Source organism: Pseudoalteromonas sp. SR41-1 (genome assembly GCF_014164015.1).
Taxonomy (GTDB): domain Bacteria; phylum Pseudomonadota; class Gammaproteobacteria; order Enterobacterales; family Alteromonadaceae; genus Pseudoalteromonas; species Pseudoalteromonas distincta.
The window spans coordinates 107,493-126,313 of sequence record NZ_JACJEK010000007.1; the positions used below are offsets into that span (position 1 = coordinate 107,493).

21 protein-coding genes are annotated in these 18,821 nt (G+C 39.0%); 16 read left to right on the forward strand and 5 right to left on the reverse strand.

Annotated features, from left to right (window positions below):
* Positions 1–110 precede the first annotated feature (110 nt).
* The 15 genes from H5118_RS07770 (at position 111) to H5118_RS07840 (ending at position 13,041) form a co-directional block, all read left to right on the forward strand.
* Positions 111–2,903 (forward strand): monovalent cation/H+ antiporter subunit A, encoded by a 2,793-nt coding sequence (locus tag H5118_RS07770; protein WP_024603510.1) that lies wholly within the window; start codon positions 111–113, stop codon positions 2,901–2,903.
* Entirely contained in the window at positions 2,903–3,256 is a 354-nt protein-coding gene (locus H5118_RS07775; RefSeq protein ID WP_010554685.1) for a Na+/H+ antiporter subunit C, read from the forward strand. Before H5118_RS07770 ends, H5118_RS07775 begins: the two co-directional genes overlap by 1 nt.
* On the forward strand, positions 3,253–4,770 hold the full coding sequence (locus H5118_RS07780; RefSeq protein ID WP_024595965.1) for a monovalent cation/H+ antiporter subunit D: 1,518 nt from the start codon (positions 3,253–3,255) through the stop codon (positions 4,768–4,770). Before H5118_RS07775 ends, H5118_RS07780 begins: the two co-directional genes overlap by 4 nt.
* Complete coding sequence (locus H5118_RS07785) at positions 4,770–5,306, forward strand: Na+/H+ antiporter subunit E (RefSeq protein WP_002958499.1); 537 nt, start codon at positions 4,770–4,772, stop codon at positions 5,304–5,306. Before H5118_RS07780 ends, H5118_RS07785 begins: the two co-directional genes overlap by 1 nt.
* A complete protein-coding gene (locus tag H5118_RS07790) occupies positions 5,300–5,569 on the forward strand; it encodes a K+/H+ antiporter subunit F (protein WP_007378493.1) in 270 nt (89 codons plus the stop codon). The genes H5118_RS07785 and H5118_RS07790 overlap by 7 nt, the downstream gene beginning before the upstream one ends.
* A gap of 9 nt (positions 5,570–5,578) precedes the next feature.
* Entirely contained in the window at positions 5,579–5,911 is a 333-nt protein-coding gene (locus H5118_RS07795; RefSeq protein WP_002958501.1) for a Na+/H+ antiporter subunit G, read from the forward strand.
* A gap of 130 nt (positions 5,912–6,041) precedes the next feature.
* Positions 6,042–6,539, forward strand: coding sequence for a DUF2059 domain-containing protein (locus tag H5118_RS07800; protein ID WP_182748420.1), 498 nt, complete (start codon positions 6,042–6,044; stop codon positions 6,537–6,539).
* A 508-nt stretch (positions 6,540–7,047) separates the two neighbouring features.
* Complete coding sequence (locus H5118_RS07805; RefSeq protein WP_182715658.1) at positions 7,048–7,491, forward strand: MerR family transcriptional regulator; 444 nt, start codon at positions 7,048–7,050, stop codon at positions 7,489–7,491.
* On the forward strand, positions 7,481–9,727 hold the full coding sequence (locus H5118_RS07810; protein ID WP_182748422.1) for a heavy metal translocating P-type ATPase: 2,247 nt from the start codon (positions 7,481–7,483) through the stop codon (positions 9,725–9,727). The genes H5118_RS07805 and H5118_RS07810 overlap by 11 nt, the downstream gene beginning before the upstream one ends.
* Before the next feature lie 20 nt (positions 9,728–9,747).
* On the forward strand, positions 9,748–10,101 hold the full coding sequence (locus H5118_RS07815; protein ID WP_008134637.1) for a cupredoxin domain-containing protein: 354 nt from the start codon (positions 9,748–9,750) through the stop codon (positions 10,099–10,101).
* Positions 10,102–10,171: 70 nt separating this feature from the next.
* Positions 10,172–10,387, forward strand: a complete 216-nt coding sequence (locus H5118_RS07820; protein WP_002958506.1) for a TIGR02450 family Trp-rich protein — start codon at positions 10,172–10,174, stop codon at positions 10,385–10,387.
* A 601-nt stretch (positions 10,388–10,988) separates the two neighbouring features.
* Entirely contained in the window at positions 10,989–11,201 is a 213-nt protein-coding gene (locus H5118_RS07825) for a calmodulin (protein ID WP_007585535.1), read from the forward strand.
* A gap of 169 nt (positions 11,202–11,370) precedes the next feature.
* The gene (locus H5118_RS07830; RefSeq protein WP_182748424.1) at positions 11,371–11,577 is read left to right on the forward strand and encodes a calmodulin; all 207 of its coding nucleotides are present in this window, start codon (positions 11,371–11,373) and stop codon (positions 11,575–11,577) included.
* A gap of 80 nt (positions 11,578–11,657) precedes the next feature.
* Positions 11,658–11,873 carry an EF-hand domain-containing protein gene (locus H5118_RS07835; protein WP_182737175.1) on the forward strand — a complete coding sequence of 72 codons (216 nt, stop codon included), beginning with the start codon at positions 11,658–11,660 and terminating at the stop codon, positions 11,871–11,873.
* Between the two features lie 220 nt (positions 11,874–12,093).
* On the forward strand, positions 12,094–13,041 hold the full coding sequence (locus H5118_RS07840) for a PDC sensor domain-containing protein (protein ID WP_024603579.1): 948 nt from the start codon (positions 12,094–12,096) through the stop codon (positions 13,039–13,041).
* A gap of 25 nt (positions 13,042–13,066) precedes the next feature.
* On the opposite strand, the gene H5118_RS07845 is transcribed toward H5118_RS07840, so the two are convergent.
* Together H5118_RS07845 and H5118_RS07850 are read right to left on the reverse strand one after the other, a co-directional pair.
* A complete protein-coding gene (locus tag H5118_RS07845; RefSeq protein WP_182748426.1) occupies positions 13,067–14,686 on the reverse strand; it encodes a M28 family metallopeptidase in 1,620 nt (539 codons plus the stop codon).
* Between the two features lie 319 nt (positions 14,687–15,005).
* The gene (locus H5118_RS07850) at positions 15,006–15,245 is read right to left on the reverse strand and encodes an RNA-binding protein (protein WP_002958513.1); all 240 of its coding nucleotides are present in this window, start codon (positions 15,243–15,245) and stop codon (positions 15,006–15,008) included.
* 255 nt (positions 15,246–15,500) lie between these two features.
* Between H5118_RS07850 and H5118_RS07855 the strand changes: the two genes are divergently transcribed.
* Positions 15,501–16,787 carry a VCBS domain-containing protein gene (locus tag H5118_RS07855; protein ID WP_182748429.1) on the forward strand — a complete coding sequence of 429 codons (1,287 nt, stop codon included), beginning with the start codon at positions 15,501–15,503 and terminating at the stop codon, positions 16,785–16,787.
* A gap of 80 nt (positions 16,788–16,867) precedes the next feature.
* On the opposite strand, the gene lipA is transcribed toward H5118_RS07855, so the two are convergent.
* The 3 genes from lipA to ybeD are packed head-to-tail and all read right to left on the reverse strand — an operon-like array spanning position 16,868 to position 18,781.
* Complete coding sequence (lipA, locus tag H5118_RS07860) at positions 16,868–17,833, reverse strand: lipoyl synthase (protein WP_182748431.1); 966 nt, start codon at positions 17,831–17,833, stop codon at positions 16,868–16,870.
* Positions 17,830–18,483: a lipoyl(octanoyl) transferase LipB gene (lipB, locus tag H5118_RS07865; protein WP_182748433.1), complete on the reverse strand. Its 654-nt coding sequence runs from the start codon at positions 18,481–18,483 to the stop codon at positions 17,830–17,832. The genes lipA and lipB overlap by 4 nt, the downstream gene beginning before the upstream one ends.
* Before the next feature lie 19 nt (positions 18,484–18,502).
* Entirely contained in the window at positions 18,503–18,781 is a 279-nt protein-coding gene (gene ybeD, locus H5118_RS07870) for a DUF493 family protein YbeD (protein WP_002958517.1), read from the reverse strand.
* Positions 18,782–18,821 lie beyond the last annotated feature (40 nt).

Genomic DNA, 18,821 nt, shown 5'->3' on the forward strand with positions numbered 1-18,821 from the left:
TTCAGTATAACTATAGTCATTAATGTCGTTTAAAAACAGGCAGTAAAAGCATCCCTTAGTATTAAAAAGAGATGCCCTGATAAACTTATGATTATAAAAGGCCCTACATTATGACTTTGCTCTGGATACCCTTGTTATCCTTAATTGGCAGTGTTATTTCTGCATGCACAGGTAAGTTATCCCGCAATTTAAGCACTAGTTTAACGGCTCTTGCGCCTTTAACGGCTTTGGGAATAACTTTATACCATGCACCTGCAGTTTTAGCGGGCGAAACCATTCGTTACTCTTTCGCTTGGATCCCGTCAATAGGGCTCGACCTATCTCTGCGGTTAGACGGCCTCAGTTTATTGTTTATGTTTATGATTTTAGGCATAGGCTTGCTCGTTATTCTCTACACGCGTTACTACCTCAGTGCCAACGACTCAATGGCTAAGTTATATAGTTATTTAATGCTGTTTATGACCGCAATGCTTGGCATTGTTATGTCTAACAATGTTATTCAGCTGTGGTTGTTTTGGGAATTAACGAGCATTAGCTCATTTTTATTAATTAGTTTTTGGTGGCATAAGTCTGAAGCGCGAAAGGGTGCTCGTATGGCTCTTGCTGTAACAGGCGCGGGCGGCTTAGCGTTACTTGCAGGCTTAATGCTATTAGGTGATATTGTTGGTAGTTATGACCTAGATGTTATCCTAGCGAGTAAAGCGATAATTCAATCTCACGATTTATACGAAGTAGCATTAGTATTGGTGCTATTGGGTGCGTTTACTAAATCGGCACAATTTCCATTTCATTTTTGGCTTCCTCATGCAATGGCAGCGCCTACGCCAGTGAGCGCGTATTTACATTCTGCAACCATGGTAAAAGCCGGTATATTTTTGTTAGCACGTTTTCATCCTGCCTTAGCTGGCACCGATACGTGGTTCTTACTTGTTGGGTTAACTGGTTTAGCTACGCTGTTGTTTGGTGCTTATATAGCATTATTCAAACACGATTTAAAAGGATTGTTAGCTTACTCAACAATAAGCCATTTGGGTTTAATAACGCTATTACTCGGGCTTGATACTGAGCTTGCGACTGTTGCTGCTATATTTCATATAATTAACCATGCAACGTTTAAAGCGTCGTTATTTATGGCCGTTGGTATTATCGATCATGAAACAGGCACGCGTGATATGCGTAAATTAAATGGTATGTGGCGATACTTACCATACACTGCAACGCTTGCAATGGTCGCGGCGGCTGCAATGGCAGGGGTTCCATTGCTTAATGGTTTCTTGTCTAAAGAGATGTTTTTTGCAGAAACGCTGCATCAGCAAGTGCTTGGTTCTATGTCGTGGTTAATTCCAGTACTGGCAACGGTTGCAGGTGCATTAGCTGTTGCGTACTCCGCTCGCTTTATTCATGACGTGTTTTTTAATGGTGAACCAATTGATTTACCTCGCACGCCGCACGAACCGCCACGTTATATGCGTGTACCAATAGAAATATTAGTTGTGATTTGTTTGCTAGTGGGTATGTTCCCACACTTTACAATTGATGGCATTTTATCTGCGGCGTCTTTAGCTGTACTTGGAAAAGAAATGCCAGTTTACGAATTGGCTATTTGGCACGGGTTTAACTTGCCTCTATTAATGAGTGCAATGGCGATTGCTGGCGGTTTATTTATTTATATTAATCGTAAATATCTATTTCAGTTTCAAGCGTCATTACCACCTTTAAATGCTAAAAAAACCTTTGAACGTGTAATTTTAAGTGTTGTTGCCTGGTGTCAGTCAAAGGTAAGCAGTATCGAAAATGGATCGCTGCAGCGCTACCTAGTAATTATGTTAGCGGTAGTCTTACTGTGTGCCGGTTGGCCATTATTTGAAATGCAACAACTTGCTGGCAGCATGCCACTTACCCCTGTTGATGTGCACAATGCAATTGGTGCGGGCTTATTGATTATTGGTGCTCTTGCTACCGTTATTTGGCATCGCTCTCGAATGGTATCGTTGTTAATGCTCTCAATCGTAGGGTTAATGGTATCGGTTGTATTCACACGCTTTTCTGCTCCTGATTTAGCACTTACACAGTTAACTGTTGAGGTTGTTACTATTATTTTACTTATGCTGGCATTGTTTTTCTTGCCCCAGCATACGCCAAAAGAATCAAGTTCATTACGCGTACTTCGAGATTTAGGAATTGCCTCTACGTTAGGTGTAGTTATAGCGAGTATCTGTTATGCATTACTTACACGTCCATTAGATTCAATCTCAGACTTCTTTATTGCTAACGCTAAAATTGGTGGCGGTGGTACTAATGTAGTTAACGTTATTTTAGTCGACTTTAGGGGCTTTGATACGCTTGGTGAAATTACCGTATTAGGCATTGCCGCATTAGGTATATTTAAAGTACTTTCTCGAATCCCATTATTTATGCCAGCAAGTGACAGCGAAGGGCGCCCATGGGCACGAGAGCGCCATCCAATCTTACTGGCGAGTATTTCACAAAGTTTATTACCGCTTGCGTTATTGGTTTCTGCATATATTTTCTTACGCGGACATAACTTACCTGGCGGTGGCTTTATTGCTGGACTGGTAACGTCAATCGCGTTTATTTTGCAATACATGGCGCATGGTACAGCATGGATAAACGGACGTTTTGATGTTAATTATCGTAAAATCATAGCTTCAGGCATTGGTATTTCACTGTTCACTGGTGTGGGTAGCTGGTTCTTTGATAAGCCATTTTTAACAACTTGGTTTGACTACTTTGATATTCCGTTTGTCGGTAAAACAGAGCTTGCCAGCGCGATTGCATTTGACCTAGGTGTTTACTTAACGGTTGTAGGCGCTACGCTAATGATTTTGGCAAGCTTAGGTAATATGACGGCAGATACCCAGAAAAAAGAGGTAAATATTTAATGGAATTATTGTACGCATCTTGCGTTGGAGTATTGGTCAGTTGCGGTGTGTTTTTACTGCTAAGAGCTCGTACGTTCCCTGTAGTACTTGGGCTTACTATGATTTCATATGCTGTTAACTTATTTTTGTTTTCAGCAGGTCGTCTTACTATTAATAAAGCGGTAGTGCTTGGTACTGGTACAGAATACGCCGATCCTCTACCTCAAGCTTTAGTGCTTACAGCTATTGTTATTGGTTTTGCGATGACCGCATTCGTGGTTATTTTGGCAATACGTGGACGCGCCGATTTAGGTAGCGACCATGTTGATGGTTATGTGCCCAACACCTCTGCAGATAATAAGGAGCAAAAATGATCCAACATTTAGCTTCGCTCCCTATTTTATTACCTATGCTGACGGCTGTTATTTTATTGCTGCCACCATGTGGTAAAAGCGTTAAAATTCGCCGCTTAGTTTCAATTGTAATGGCAATAGCTACTTTTGCCATTAGTGTGCTTTTACTTGTACATGTTAATAATACAGGTATTAACGTTTACGCTATTGGTAATTGGTCTGCACCATTTGGAATAGTCTTAGTAGCCGATATGTTGTCTACCTTATTGGTTACGTTAACTTCATTTTTAGGTTTGGGCGCTATTTTATATGGTAGTGCTGGCGATGATGAAAAAGGCAGCTTTTATCACCCACTTGTTCACTTTTTGATATTAGGTGTAAATGGCGCGTTTTTAACTGGCGATTTATTTAACCTATTTGTATTTTTTGAAGTGCTACTGATTGCATCTTATGCATTGTTAATGCACGCAGGTGATAAACAAAATACTCGCGCGGCATTGCAATATGTAATATTGAATTTAGTTGGCTCAAGCGTATTTTTAATTGGTTTGGGTATTTTGTACGGTGTGCTTGGTACGCTTAATATTGCAGACATGACGCAAAAGGTATCACTACTTACAGGTGATGATGTATATCTAGCAAAAGCAGGCGGCTTACTGCTATTAATAGTATTTGCTTTAAAAGGCGCACTATTACCTCTGCATTTATGGCTTCCAAATACTTACGCAAGTGCTAAACCTGTGGTTGCTGCATTGTTTGCGATTATGACTAAAGTAGGCGTTTACGCTATGCTTCGTGTTTATACGGTGATATTTGGTGAACAAGCCGGAGCGCTTGAACACATGGCGCAGCCTTGGCTTTGGGGCTTAGCAATTGCTACCATTATAGTAGGTGCAATTGGTGTGATGGCAGCACAAGACTTACGTAAACTCACCTCTAACTTAGTATTAGTATCGGTAGGTACGCTGGTTGCGCTAATAGCATTGCAAAATGTAAATGCCACTGCTGCACTTTTATATTATTTAGTGCATTCAACACTTGTTAGTGCCGCACTATTTTTACTAGCAGACTTAGTTTCAATCCAGCGCGGTAAAGTTGGCGATAGACTAGTAGCAGGTCGCTCTGTAAAACAGCCATTTTTATTAGGTGTGTGCTTTATTATTGCGTCTTTAACGGTAGTTGGTATGCCACCACTGTCAGGCTTTGTAGGTAAAATTTGGATACTTAAAGCGACATTAAACAGTGAGCAAGCTTTACTATTTTGGCCAGTATATTTAGTAACAAGTTTTGCGTTGTTAGTTGCGCTTTCGCGCGCTGGCACAACTTTGTTCTGGGAGCATAGAAGCAAAAGTAGCGAAAATGCCGATTGTGCAAGTGCACACCCGTTGCAGGTAACTGTAATTATAGCTTTACTTGCATGTTCGCCATTGCTCGTTATTTTGGGCGGACCAATAAGTGAATATATGCTAAATGCTGCTACTCAGTTACATGATCTAAGCGGCGGTATTAATGCTGTACTTAAAGGAGGCATGTGATGAGATTACAAGCCCGTTTTCGTTGGTTACCAACGCCATTTCGTAGCTTATTTTTGTTTATGGTTTGGTTATTGTTAAACAATAGCGTATCGGTAGGGCACTTAGTATTAGCGACTATTTTTGCGATACTTATCCCTATTTTAAGTTTTTCGTTTCGAGACCCTCAGCCACTGATTTTAAAGCCAGGCTTGGCGCTTAAGCAGTTACTTATAGTGCTATACGATATTGTTGTTGCAAATTTACAAGTGGCTTTACTTATACTTGGACCATCAAAAAAATTGCGTCCGGCCTTTATAAAAGTTCCTATAGATTTAACACACGACATGCCAATTACTATATTGGCTAGTTGTGTATCGCTTACACCTGGTACTGTGAGTGCAGAGGTTTATCCAATTGCTGAGTCGTTACCTGAAGGTGAAGAGCCAACGCAACGCTACTTACTGATACATGTGCTTGATCTTAAAGATGAAGAAGCACTTATCAAACAAATAAAACAACGCTACGAAGCTCCACTAAAGGAGATATTTCAATGTTAGATACTGTATTACTCATTGTTTTTTCGATGATTGGCTTATCATTATTGCTTAATTTATGGCGATTGATCATCGGTCCGTCAGTGCCTGACCGTGTTTTAGCGCTCGATACTATGTACATTAACGTCATCGCACTGATTATTTTATACAGCATTAGTATGGATACAGGGCTTTATTTTGAAGCTGCACTGCTTATTGCCATGCTAGGTTTTATAAGTACGGTTGCAGTGTGTAAGTATTTACTACGTGGCGATATAATTGAATAAGGTGAAAACATGATCAGCGAATGGGTTGTATCAATATTATTGTTATTTGGTGGTACGTTTATTTTAATTGGCTCAATAGGTTTAATTAAACTACCTGACTTTTTTATGCGTTTGCATGGACCAACTAAAGCAACCACGTTAGGCATGGCGAGTATGTTAATTGCGGCTATGGTTTATTTTGCAAGTTCAGAGCATGGCCTAAGTGTTAAAGAAATACTCATTACTATATTTTTACTAATTACAGCACCGATTAGTGGTTACATGCTAATAAAGTCAGCTATTCATCATAAGCTAAAAGCCAAAGAAGGCACTAAAGGCCTAGATAATGTAGAAGACGACTAACGCAAAAAGTAATTTATAAAAGGCCGAATAAATTCATTTTATTCGGCCTTTTTAATGATTGCTTGTACCCTTTACAATACAAACTATTCATGTGACTATAAATTAATTATTTATATGAAAGGATATTATTATGGGTAAGGTACTACTTTTATCATTACTGATTTTTTCTAGTAGTTTATATGCTGAACAAAATACTAAGCAGCAAAAAATAGATGAACTCATTAGTGTGATGAATTTAGATTCAATGGTTGATTCTATGTACGGCCAGGTTGAAGGTATGATGAAAGGCATGTCAGACCAAATGGGTGTTAAGCCTTCTGAGCAAGCAATTTTTGATAAATACTACAGCGACATGACGACGGTATTAAAAACCGAAATGAGCTGGGCTAAAATGCAGCCAATGATGGTCAATGTATACGACAAGCATTTTAGTGAGCAAGAGATTGCCGATATGTTAGCGTTTTATAAAACAGATACAGGGCAAAAAATACTTGAAAAAATGCCTGTTGTAATGCAAGAGTCTATGCAAATGTCACAAAGCTTAATGAAAGATGCTATGCCTAAAATACAAACTTTAGCGCAGCAACTAAGCGACGAATTAGAGCAAAGCCGTAGCGAATCAAACTAGGGCAGCGCATGTTTGGTATTTATGCTGCGTTATCGCCTGTTTATGGGTGATAACCACACTACATAGGCTCTGCCTTGCCTAAAGACCAAACAGTCTGCATAAATTAAATCACCAATGATCAACACGCCCTTAAATTAATACGCGCCTTACTTAGGCGCTTCTTTGCTAAATTACGCCCCCTTCAGATAATACACGGCCAATATCAGCTTAAGTTAATTATGTTTGTGTCACTATACCAATGAGCAACAATACATAATCAATTTGAGGGAATAAATTCGGTGCTAACTGCATAAAACATTTTTGAGATACGACTGCATGGATGCAGGGGCAATTAATAATAACAACTAAATAACGAAACCTTTGCTCTGTTATCCACTCGATTTATTGTCTTAAATAGAGCACTTAATTGAGCCAATTAGTATTATTTTGTTAGTTTTAAAATAGCCATTGACCTATGTGTTGCACCTAGGTTTATTATAAAGCTATTGAAACACGACGGAGCTAAATTATGTATGTTAAACAACTCGCCAAGTTAATGGGCGTGACTGCAGATACTGTTCGTCATTACACACGAATTGGGTTACTTAACCCAATACGCAGTGAAAAAAATGGTTATCAAGAATATACAAAGCAAGACCAGCAGCGTTTAAAATTTATTATTAGCTCTCGTCAACTTGGTTTTTCACTCAAAGATATTCAACACATTATAGGCGAGTCTGAGCAGGGGAATTGTCCTTGTCCGTTAACGCGTAAACTCATTACTAAACGCCTAGAAGAAACCGAAGCACTATTTCAAGAAACATTAAAATTACGAAATAGAATGCATGCAGCTCTGGCGCAATGGGATACATCAGCCGATGGTGCAAATGCCAGTGACGTGTGTAGTTTAATAGAATCTTTTGTTGATCCAATAAACGATTCTGCAAATAAGGAGCAGCGTAATGACGACTAATACAAAAGACACCGCGCAAAACTTTATTATTGAAGGCGCTAATTGCGGCAGTTGTGTGGCTAAAATTGAAAAAGCCCTTAATAGCGTGCAAGGCGCGCAAAATGTAGAAATGAACTTTGCACAGCGTACAGTACGTGTAGAAGGTAAAGCCCGCGAAAGCACGCTTATTAAAGCAGTCGAAAACATTGGTTATTCAGCTAAGCCAATGAGTAACGAGTCTGATCAAGATGCACTTGATGAAAAAGCAAAATCGGATGAGGCACATTACAAAAAGCTAATGCGTAATATGATATTAGCGTTAGGGGTCGGTGCACCGTTAATGATATACGGGCTTATTTTTGATATGAGTGTGACCACCGACACACAACGAATAGCCTGGTTTTTAGTGGGTATAGTCACGCTTGTGGTTATGGCTATATCAGGTAAACAATTTTACAACGGTGCATGGCAGGCATTCAAAAACCATGCTGCCAATATGGATACATTAATAGCGCTTGGTACAGGTACTGCGTGGTTGTATTCAATGTTTGTGGTAATAGCACCAAACTTATTACCACAAGTCGCAAGACACGTATATTTTGAAGCATCATCGATGATCATCGGTTTAATTAGTTTAGGGCTCGCTTTTGAAGTAAAAGCACGTGGGCGCACCTCACAAGCAATTAAACGCTTAATTGGCCTGCAACCAAAAACTGCACGCGTAATTCGTGATGGTCAAGAGCAAGACATCGACATTAGTGATGTTGTAAAAAATGATGAAGTACGCGTACGCCCGGGTGAAAAAATCCCTGTGGATGGCGATGTTATTGAAGGCAGCAGTACGGTTGATGAGTCAATGCTTACTGGTGAGCCAATGGCTGTAAGCAAAAAAACGGGCGACAAAGTCGTTGCCGGAAGTATTAATAAAAGTGGCACTTTATTATTTAAAGCCACGCACATTGGTAGCGAAACCACACTTGCCAATATTATCAATATGGTAAAGCGTGCACAAAACTCAAAGCCATCAATAGGGCGCTTAGCTGATGTTATATCAGGAATATTTGTACCAACAGTCATGATTATTGCGGTGCTTGCAGGCCTTGCATGGTTAAACTTTGGACCTGAGCCATCAATTGCTTATGCCGTTGTTGCGGTTACCACTGTACTTATTATTGCTTGTCCTTGTGCGCTAGGACTCGCAACCCCTATGTCGGTTATGGTGGGTATTGGTAAAGCTGCAGAGTCAGGAATATTAATTCGAAATGGTGAGTCGCTGCAAACAACATCTAAAATCACCACCATGATTTTAGATAAAACAGGCACTATTACTCAAGGCACACCGCAAGTTACCGATGTAGTTACCTTTAATAACAGTGATGAAAATACAGTAATGCAACTTGTTGCAAGCCTTGAAAGTAGCTCAGAGCATCCACTAGCCCAAGCAATTACGGCACACGCTAAAAAGCAGGGCTTAGCTTTAAGTAAAGTAGCCGACTTTAATGCAATTACAGGTAAAGGTGTCACTGGCAGTGTTGACGGGCAAACATTGTTGTTTGGCAATAAAGCGCTAATGGATAAATACAACGTGGCCGTTGATGATGCAATCGAGCAAGCTCAAACACTTGCCAGTGATGCTAAAACGCCCATGTATTTTGCAAGTAATAATAAGCTCCACGCTATTATTGCAGTAGCCGATCCAATTAAAGAGGATTCAGTTGAAGCTATTAAACGCCTGCAAGATAAAGGTATCCACCTAGTTATGCTAACAGGTGACAACAAAGCCACTGCACAAGCCGTTGCTAAACAAGTTGGTATTGATGACTTTATTGCAGAAGTAATGCCCGATGATAAAGTAAACGAAGTAACAAAACGCCAAGCAAATGGTGAAATAGTGGGTATGACAGGTGATGGTATTAACGATGCTCCCGCACTTGCACAAGCCGACGTAGGATTTGCAATTGGTACAGGTACCGATGTTGCAATAGAAAGTGCAGACATTACCTTAATGCGTGGTTCATTACATGGCCTTGCTGATGCAATTGCAGTGAGTAATGCAACTATTTCAAATATTAAACAAAACCTATTTGGTGCCTTTATTTATAACGTGGCGGGTATTCCGATTGCAGCCGGCGTGTTGTATCCATTTTTTGGCATCCTACTTAACCCTGTTGTTGCAGGTGCAGCTATGGCACTTTCATCGCTTACAGTGGTAAGTAACGCTAATCGCTTACGTTTTTTCAAACCAAATAAATCGTAATTTAAGCTAAGGAGTACATTATGTTGATGATTAATATAGGTGGTGCACTGTTAATAGCTGCAATTATTTATTGGTTTTGGCTATACAAACCAGAGCAAACACAAAGTGATGACAACAAAGAAACGATAGTCGTTGATAACGGTGTTTATAAGCCAGGACACATTAAAGTGGCAGCCAACAAAGAGGTTGTACTTACCTTTGATAGAAAAGACAGCGCGCCGTGCGCCGAAACAGTGGTATTTCCACAGCTTGATATAAGTAAAACGCTGGCAATGGGTGATGGCAATACGGTTAAACTACCTGCGCTTGAAGCCGGTGAATATGACTTTCATTGTCAAATGCAAATGTACAAAGGCAAGCTAGTTGCAGAGTAGTCTGAACTAAGTAGGTGTTGGGGTCGTATAGTTGCCTTATATAAGCTATGAGTAGGAGTGGTTACATTGAATGAATAAACTAAACCCTAAAAAATTATTGAATAGTAAATGGACCGCAACACCTGCTATAAATAAAGAAAAACACTTCATTATTGTTGAGGTGGAATTTGATGAAGACGGCAATGTAATTGAATGTATTACTGAGGCTGTTATGTCAAAAAATCAATATCCAATTAGTTGGCGAGATTTAAAAGATAACCAAAAGTGGCTGCAAGGGTGGAAGTAGTTTAAATCTATATAATTTACCTCACTCCAATAGCTGGCTGGCACACGATGTAGGTTTGCTTAACTCAAGCGAACCTATGCTTTACAGCGCATTAAATTATGAGTTTAATGCTACAACTTTGCTTTAGCATTGAAACCTTACTAGATAAATTCGCCATTTGGCAACAAAACAGTTAATTTCAAAATATCTTTCCAAAATTTTTATAATAAATTTCAAAAACAATATAACTTACTGATTATAAATAAATTAATTATTTAATAGCCGAAAATAAATCCGATGTAATTTTCATGTTCATATTCAGTTTATTTTGAAGGCTAACCTAAACGCCCCCTTATTGGCTTTTTAGCAAAAGTGTGTCTTTTTAATTAAACTTAACCAATTGATTTATAATGGTTTATTATTTTTAGTTAAATGGCTGTTGCTAAATAGCAACAATAACACCTCCCCAAATTAAGCTTCTCTCGCTTTATATCATTTAACTCATTGTTTTTAAATAATAAATAAAAAGTGGCACCGAAGTTGTAATACCTAGAGTGTATTAAGCAAAACGTGATGAAAGCCAAAGGCCTTAATCGCAACAACCCAATGAAGGAATACTATTATGAAAACATTTCAATCAACATTAGTACTAATGGCGCTAGCTTCTTCATCAGCGGCTTTTGCAGCAACAGATTTTGATACGCTAGACGTAGATGGTAATGGCGCAATCAGCCAAGCCGAAGCCTCAGTAGATGCTGAGCTTTTAAGCAAGTTTGAAGAACTCGATACTAACCAAGATGGTGAGCTATCTGAAGATGAGTTTTCTAAGGCCTAAAATTAAAGCCTTAAGCAGTTAATGCTCTGTGATGTTATCTAAATTCTGAGTTGCCAAAGACAACCTAAGTAGGCAAGGGAGCCTACTAAAAAGATTAACCAGGAAGTGACTAGAGAGCACTATAGAGCAAATTTATTTAGGACACCGCATACTTTTGAAGGATTAAATTATGAAAAAGCTACAATCAACATTTGTACTTATGGCTATTGTTTCTTCGTCAGTAGTATTTGCAAGCACAGACTTTGAAACACGCGATGCAGACGACAACACTTCAATTAGTCGCTCTGAAGAATCGGCGCAAGTGATAGAGCAATTTGACGAGCTGAATGTTCAAAGTAGCGGTGCTCCGACAGAAAATGATTTTTTTGAATATTAATTTATAGACATTTTACTCCTAAAGGATCTTTGAAAAGGACTTCTTACCCCTAATCAGCCCCAAAGCCTAAGGAAACGATTATGAAAACATTACATAAAACTCTAGCTCTTGTAGCCCTAGCTTCTTCTTCAGCGGCGTTTGCTGCGGTAGATTTTGATTCTTTTGATACAGATGGCGACGGCGTAATTAGCAAAACAGAAGCCCAAGTAAATTCGCAACTAGTACAGCTTTTTGAACAATTAGATACAGATGGAAATGGCGAGTTATCTAAAGAAGAGTTTTCGAAGGTTCAGTAATAAGCTCTATGTAGAACCTTACCAGTCATACTCACAAAGCAGCTAAGTAATTAATACTTAGCTGCTTTTTTGTGCATTTAATTTAATATATTACTATTTAGTCACCAAAGTAGTGCAAAGCTTGAGTTTGAATAGTGTCAAGTTACTGATTATTAAGTTATTTTATTGTTGGTTTTAAACTTGCAAATCTATTTATAACTTAGGTTAATGAGTATTTAAAATGGCGCGGATGAGTTATATCAGTAGTGTTGAGCGCTACCACGAATATGAGCATGTAATACACAGTTTACTTGAATCTATTTTAATGAGTATTGAGGACGGATTAACTAAAGAGCGTGATACCCGCTATCTGATTAAGCAGTACCCATTTTTAGAATTACAATATTGTTTAAATGCAGAAGGTTTGCAGCAGGGTAATAACGTCTGCTTTAAACGCGCATACAGCAAAAAATTAGGTGAAAGTGGTAATCAACAAGATTTAAGTGAGCGACCCTATTTTTTGAACGCTAAAGCAAGTGATAAAGTGTGCTTTACTGATCCCTATATTTCTATAGCGACTAACCATTTATGTATATCGGCGATTAAAGAGCTAAAAAAACCAATTAATAATCAACATTACTTGGTTGTTGATGTGAGCTTAACGCAGCTTATTGAGTTTGTAATGGGTGATACTGCGCGCGCTAATATGTCGCCTTACTTCAAGGCGGGTTACGGTATTATTGTGGCGTGCTTATTTTGCTTAGTATTATTTTTACTAAATATCGTTTTTAGTGATATATACGCTCTATTAACTCATGTAGATACCTCATCAGACCCACTTGAACCCTTTAGTATCATTATTTACATCACCTTGGCATTGGCAGTATTTGATTTAGGTAAAACAATACTCGAAGAAGAAATCCTGATGCATAAGGATATTTTTAGGCACTCGTCTACGCGGCGCACTATTACACGGTTTATCTCTACTGTGTTGATTGCTATATCAATTGAGGCGCTGTTAACTATGTTTAAAGCGGCTTTGGGGCAATCGGAGTATTTAATGCCTGCCATAGCGATGATGCTGGCAGTAGTAGGGCTTTTAATTGCACTGGCTATTTATGTTTATTTAGGGGCAAAGGCCGAAACGCTATTAATGCGCGCTCGTTTAAAACAAAAATCCTCCAAGTAGGAGGATTTTTATATTATATAGCTATTTATTGCTTATCTTGCGCGCGTTTGGCTTTAAAGTCAGACTCGCTCGTCCACTTTGGCCAATCGCCATTATTTGCAAGCTGTGTGGCTATATCAACAATAAGATCTATATCTTGCTTAACACCACCTAACGACCAACCAGCTGAGTAGTCGTCTGCTTCTTTATGGTATTTATGCGCAATGTACTCAGGATCGGTATCGCCCAGACTCATAAATAATAAACTAGGCACGCCTTGCTTAGAAAGCGAGAAATGATCTGATCTAAAAAACAAGCCATTTTGCGGGCGAGGATCCATTTTAACAACACGGCCTTGTGATTTTGCAGCCTTTGCTAAATAGTTTTCCATTGTCGATAAATCTTTACCGTATTGTAAAATGTAGTCAGTGCCATCAAGCACGTTCATGCCATCAATATTTAAAAGACCGACCATTTGTTTTGTAGGTACAACCGCACCCGATGCAAATTCTTCAGAACCAATTAACCCCGTTTCTTCTGCTGTAAAGTTAGCAAAAATAATTGAGCGTTTAAATGGTTTTTGCTTGTTCATTTTGCTCATTATACGTGCTATTTCAAGCGTGGCTGCAGTGCCTGAAGCGTTATCTACCGCGCCGTTATAAATCTTAGGGCCGGTATCAGTTTGTTTAGTTCCAAAATGGTCCCAGTGAGCGCTAATAACAACGTATTCGTCAGGTGATTCGCTACCTGTAATTTGTGCAACTACGTTATGCGATTTTGCATGTGATACTTCGTTTTTAAAGGCAAGGTTTGCTTTTAAGTTAAGTGGCATCGCTTTAAAGTCATCATTTAATGCTGCTTGTTTTAAATCTTGGTAGTTAAGCTTTGCGGCGTTAAACATTTTCTCAGTCGCATCAAGTGTTAGCCAGCCCATAACCGGTAATTTAGACGCGTTTAAATTGTTATCCATTAACGTGTATTTAGTGCCGGTGTTTGAACTTTCAACTACGCCCCAAGGGTATGCCGCAGGTGCTGTTTCATGAACAATAAATACAGCCTTTGCACCTTGGCGAGCGGCTTCTTCATATTTATAAGTCCAACGACCGTAGTAGGTCATTGCATTACCAGTAAAAAGGGCGTCGTTTTGAGTAGCAAAGCCTGGATCGTTAACTAGCACAACCACAGTTTTACCAGTTACATCGATATTTTTATAGTCATTCCAGTTATATTCTGGTGCATTAATACCATAGCCAACAAATACAACGTCAGAATGGCGTACATCAATTAATGGCTGAAGTTGCTCGGTACGTGCGGTAAAGTCTTTACCTGATTCAAAGCTTAAATCACCTACCTTTAACTGCATATCCTGATTAGCTGTCACCATTGCCATTTTTACAGGCTGTAAGTATTTACCTTTATAAGCACCGGTTAAACCCAGCGCTTTATATTGCTCGCTTAAGTAGCCTACGGTTTTTACTTCACCATGAGTAAGCGGGCCTCGGCCTTCAAAGTCATCAGAGGCTAGCGTTTTAATATGCTGTTTAATATTGCTAAGGCTTACACCTGCTGTATTTTCTAATGGAGTTTGTTCGCTTGCAGGCTCTGAGCAGCCAAAGAGTGCAACTAGCAAGCTTAGGCTAGCGCTTTTTAAAAGAGTAGATGCCATAGTCTTCATATTGTTATTTAATTAGGCTTTCAATATAAAGGAAGCACCGCAGCGATGTCGAATTTTTATAGAGAACTTTTCATTCAATTGCAGATTGATTTTATAAAGTGTATAAATAACGAACAACCTAAAGGAGCACATAATGGGCCAATGTAAAAAAGTGGGTATTTATTTATAGCTAGTGGCATTGCATTTTTTGCTGCTGCAATATTAGCTGAGCAGGAGACATTTTTTGTGCTGTCTGCTTCTTTTATAATACTGGGCACTAAAAGCAAAAAACCAGCATTAGCTGGTTTTTTTGCATAGGTTGCAGTTAGCTTTATGCGTCTGCAAGTTTTACGCGGATCTTACTTTTATCAACAGTAGATTGGTTAAGTGCAGTAATTGCGCTTTTACTTTCTATGTCGTTTGGCATTTCTACAAAGGCAAAACCTTTAGATTGGCCAGTTTCTTTATCAAGTACCAAGTTACAAGTAGTCACTTTACCGTGCTCTGCAAATAAAGTACGAAGCTCATGCTCAGTGGTAGCACGAGACAAGTTACGAACTAATAGTTTCATAATGAACCTAAATAATTATGTCAGTATTAATTATCTCAAGTAACTCAGGTTTAACCTAATTTTATTTTAAAACAAATATAAATAAACACTCTATAGAAATAATTTTTTGTATCACTATGAAAATAATAGATTTTATAATTAAATTTAAAATATCAGTAAATTGGTAATGTTAATTGGTAATTGAGTTGTGGTTATTTGTACAATAAATTGGTAAATTCATATTTAATTAACTTACTATTAACCGCAGAACTACTCATGTCTAAATATACCCTTAAACCCTGTAATACAGTTACAGCTATACTTCTATCTTGTTTAGTTACTGGTTGTGGCAGCTCAGGCTCTGATCCTACGGTGCAAAATAATGAAGCGATTTCTTCACAAACTCCTGCAACAATTGGTGGTAACACTCTAGGTGAAGTTATTAGCGATAGTAATGATGCAATAACAGGCTCGTTAACTATTACGGATCAACAATCAGGTGAAGCTGCTTTTGTAGCACAAGAAAATAGCGCTACAAGCTATGGTTTTTTTAGCTTAAATGCTGGTGGAGATTGGTCATACACACTTGACGATTTAAACGCTTCAATAACATCTTTAAGTGAAGGTGAAACACTACAAGATACAATAACAGTAAACTCTGTAGATGGTACCAGCGCACAAATTATCATAACAATTGTATGTGCACCAATAGCTCAAGCTGATGGCTTTGAGAAAATATCACACGTTTTATTGCGATCAGATGGCGTTAATTCGGGGCTTGACGCATACACGCTTATTGAAAATGCCATCGGCGAAGGGTCAATTGAATCTCCAGACTTATATGCTGGCAATCATCAAAGTGTTGTCCATATTATTGAAGATACCGATACGATAATTGGTAACCATTTTGTCTTTTTAGCTCACCGAGATGATGACCAAGATAAAGACAAAGGCGTAAGTGATAGACAACGTAACGAAATAAAAACCTACGATAAATCACCACAAGAAACACTGGCGTTTGAGGGTGAGACATTTCAATATAGCTGGAAATTTAAAGTAAGCAGCGAGCTTGAGCTTACGAGTAAGTTTAGCCATTTTTTTCAAATAAAAGCTCGAAATGACAGCAACGATAATACTAATGGCAACGACGACCAGCCTGTTATTACGCTCTCTGGAGCACAAAAAAACAGTACAGGTAATCAGCTGCAAGTGCGATATAGCGCAGGGTTTGATGAAAACGGCAATAGCACGGGTCTTGATAAAAACCTCATTGAAACCGACTGGTCACTCATTACAGATGAATGGGTCGAGGTATTTGTACAAGCTACATTTAGTGAAAATGGCAAGTTTGATATGACGTTAACGCGCTTAAGCGATAATGCAGAGATATTTAATATAAGCGAGCAAAACATAGATATGTGGCGCGGCTTTAATGATGATGATTTTGCTCGTCCTAAGTGGGGAATATACCGCTCGATTGTTGAAACCGACAGCCTTCGAGTTGATGAAGAACGTGTTAGGTTTGCTGATTTTTCTATCACAAGAGGTAAGATAGCGCAGTAAGCTATTTTATCAATTAGCATGAAAAAGCCGTTAATGATTATGCATCATTAACGGCTTTTTTAATTTTTTGATAAATGTGATTATTTCACTTCTTTACCCGCTGCTTGTTGATCAGCATGGTAGCTTGAACGTACAAACGGGCCAGAAGCCGCGTGAGTAAAGCCAATTTCGTCAGCATACGCTTTTAAGCCGTCAAACTCTACTGGTGGCACGTAGCGCTTAACCGGTAAGTGATGCTTAGAAGGTTGTAGGTACTGGCCTACAGTTAGCATGTCAACTTTGTGAGCACGTAAATCGCGAAGTACTTCTTCAATTTCGCTAATTTCTTCACCTAAACCAACCATTAAGCCTGATTTAGTTTTTACTTCTGGGTGAGCTTCTTTAAAGCGACGAAGTAATTCTAATGACCATTTATAGTCAGCGCCTGGACGAGCTAGTTTGTATAAACGTGGCGCAGTTTCAAGATTGTGGTTAAACACATCTGGTGGCGTCTCGATTAATATCTCTAGTGCGCGGTCCATACGACCACGAAAATCAGGTACTAAAATTTCGATAGTAATAGTTGGATTATGTTTACGAATCTCGCGAATACAATCGGCAAAATGCTGTGCACCACCATCACGTAAATCATCACGGTCAACTGAAGTGATTACAACGTAGCTTAGCTTCATATCTTTAATAGTAAGTGCTAGCTTTTCAGGTTCAGTGGCATCAGGTTTTAATGGGCGACCGTGAGCAACATCACAAAATGGGCAACGACGAGTACAAATAGCACCTAAAATCATAAAGGTAGCTGTACCGTGGTTAAAACATTCAGATAGGTTAGGGCACGAAGCTTCTTCACATACCGAGTGTAAGCCATGCTTACGTAGCGCTTTTTTAATACCGTCAATACGATCGGTTGATTTAGGTAAGCGAATTTTTAACCATTCTGGCTTACGCAACATTTCAGTTTTTTCTGTAGGTAAAACTTTTACTGGGATCAACGCCATTTTTTCTGCGTCGCGTAGTTTTACACCTGGTTCCATTTTGACTGGTTTATTCATTCGTTTTCAAACCCTTCAGTATGCTTAACCTGTGTTGCATTAAGCTTCTTGATCATGTGTTTCACCAATCCTTCACCCGCACTTTCTAGGTTTTGAGGACCATCTAATTCTTTAGTTTGCACCATATTCATGCCCGCATAACCACATGGGTTAATGCGTAAAAATGGACTTAGGTCCATGTTAACATTTAATGCTAAGCCATGAAACGAGCAACCACGACGAACCCTTAAACCAAGGGATGCAATTTTACTGTCATTAACGTATACACCTGGTGCATCAGCTTTAGCATAAGCTTCAATACCATACTCGGCGAGTGATTCAATAATGCACTCTTCAAGCCAAGTAACCAGTTCACGTACACCAATCTTTAAACGACGTAGATTAAATAATACATACATCATTTGCTGGCCTGGGCCGTGGTAAGTTACTTGCCCGCCACGGTCAACTTTAATCACCTCAATGTCGCCAGGAGCTAGTAAGTGTTCGTCCTTACCAGCCTGACCTTGGGTGAATACACTCTCGTGCTCTACAAGCCAAATTTCATCTGGCGTATTTTCATCACGGGTGTCGGTAAAGCCCTGCATTTTTTGCCAAATTGGCATATAACGCTGACGACCCAGTTGGCGTACGATCAAAGTGTTTTCGTTCACAACAAATCTCAACTATGGATTAAAGCATGTGGCGTACGTCATCAATATTGCTGATCACGTTGTAAATTTCTTCAATGTGTTTGCCACTAGTAACTGTTGCTACAAGGCTTACTGACTCGTAATTACCTTTGCTGCTTGGTTTTACTTTAGGGGCGTAATCGCCAGGTGCTATTGGTTGTAACTTAGCTAAAATTTGATCAGTTAAGTTTACGTTAGCTAAACCCATTATTCTGAATGTAAATGGGCAAGGGTACTCTAGGTACTCATCAAATTTAGTATCTTTAACAGGTTGAACCACGACGGTGACTCCTCATACAAAAGTGTGGACTCTATACAAG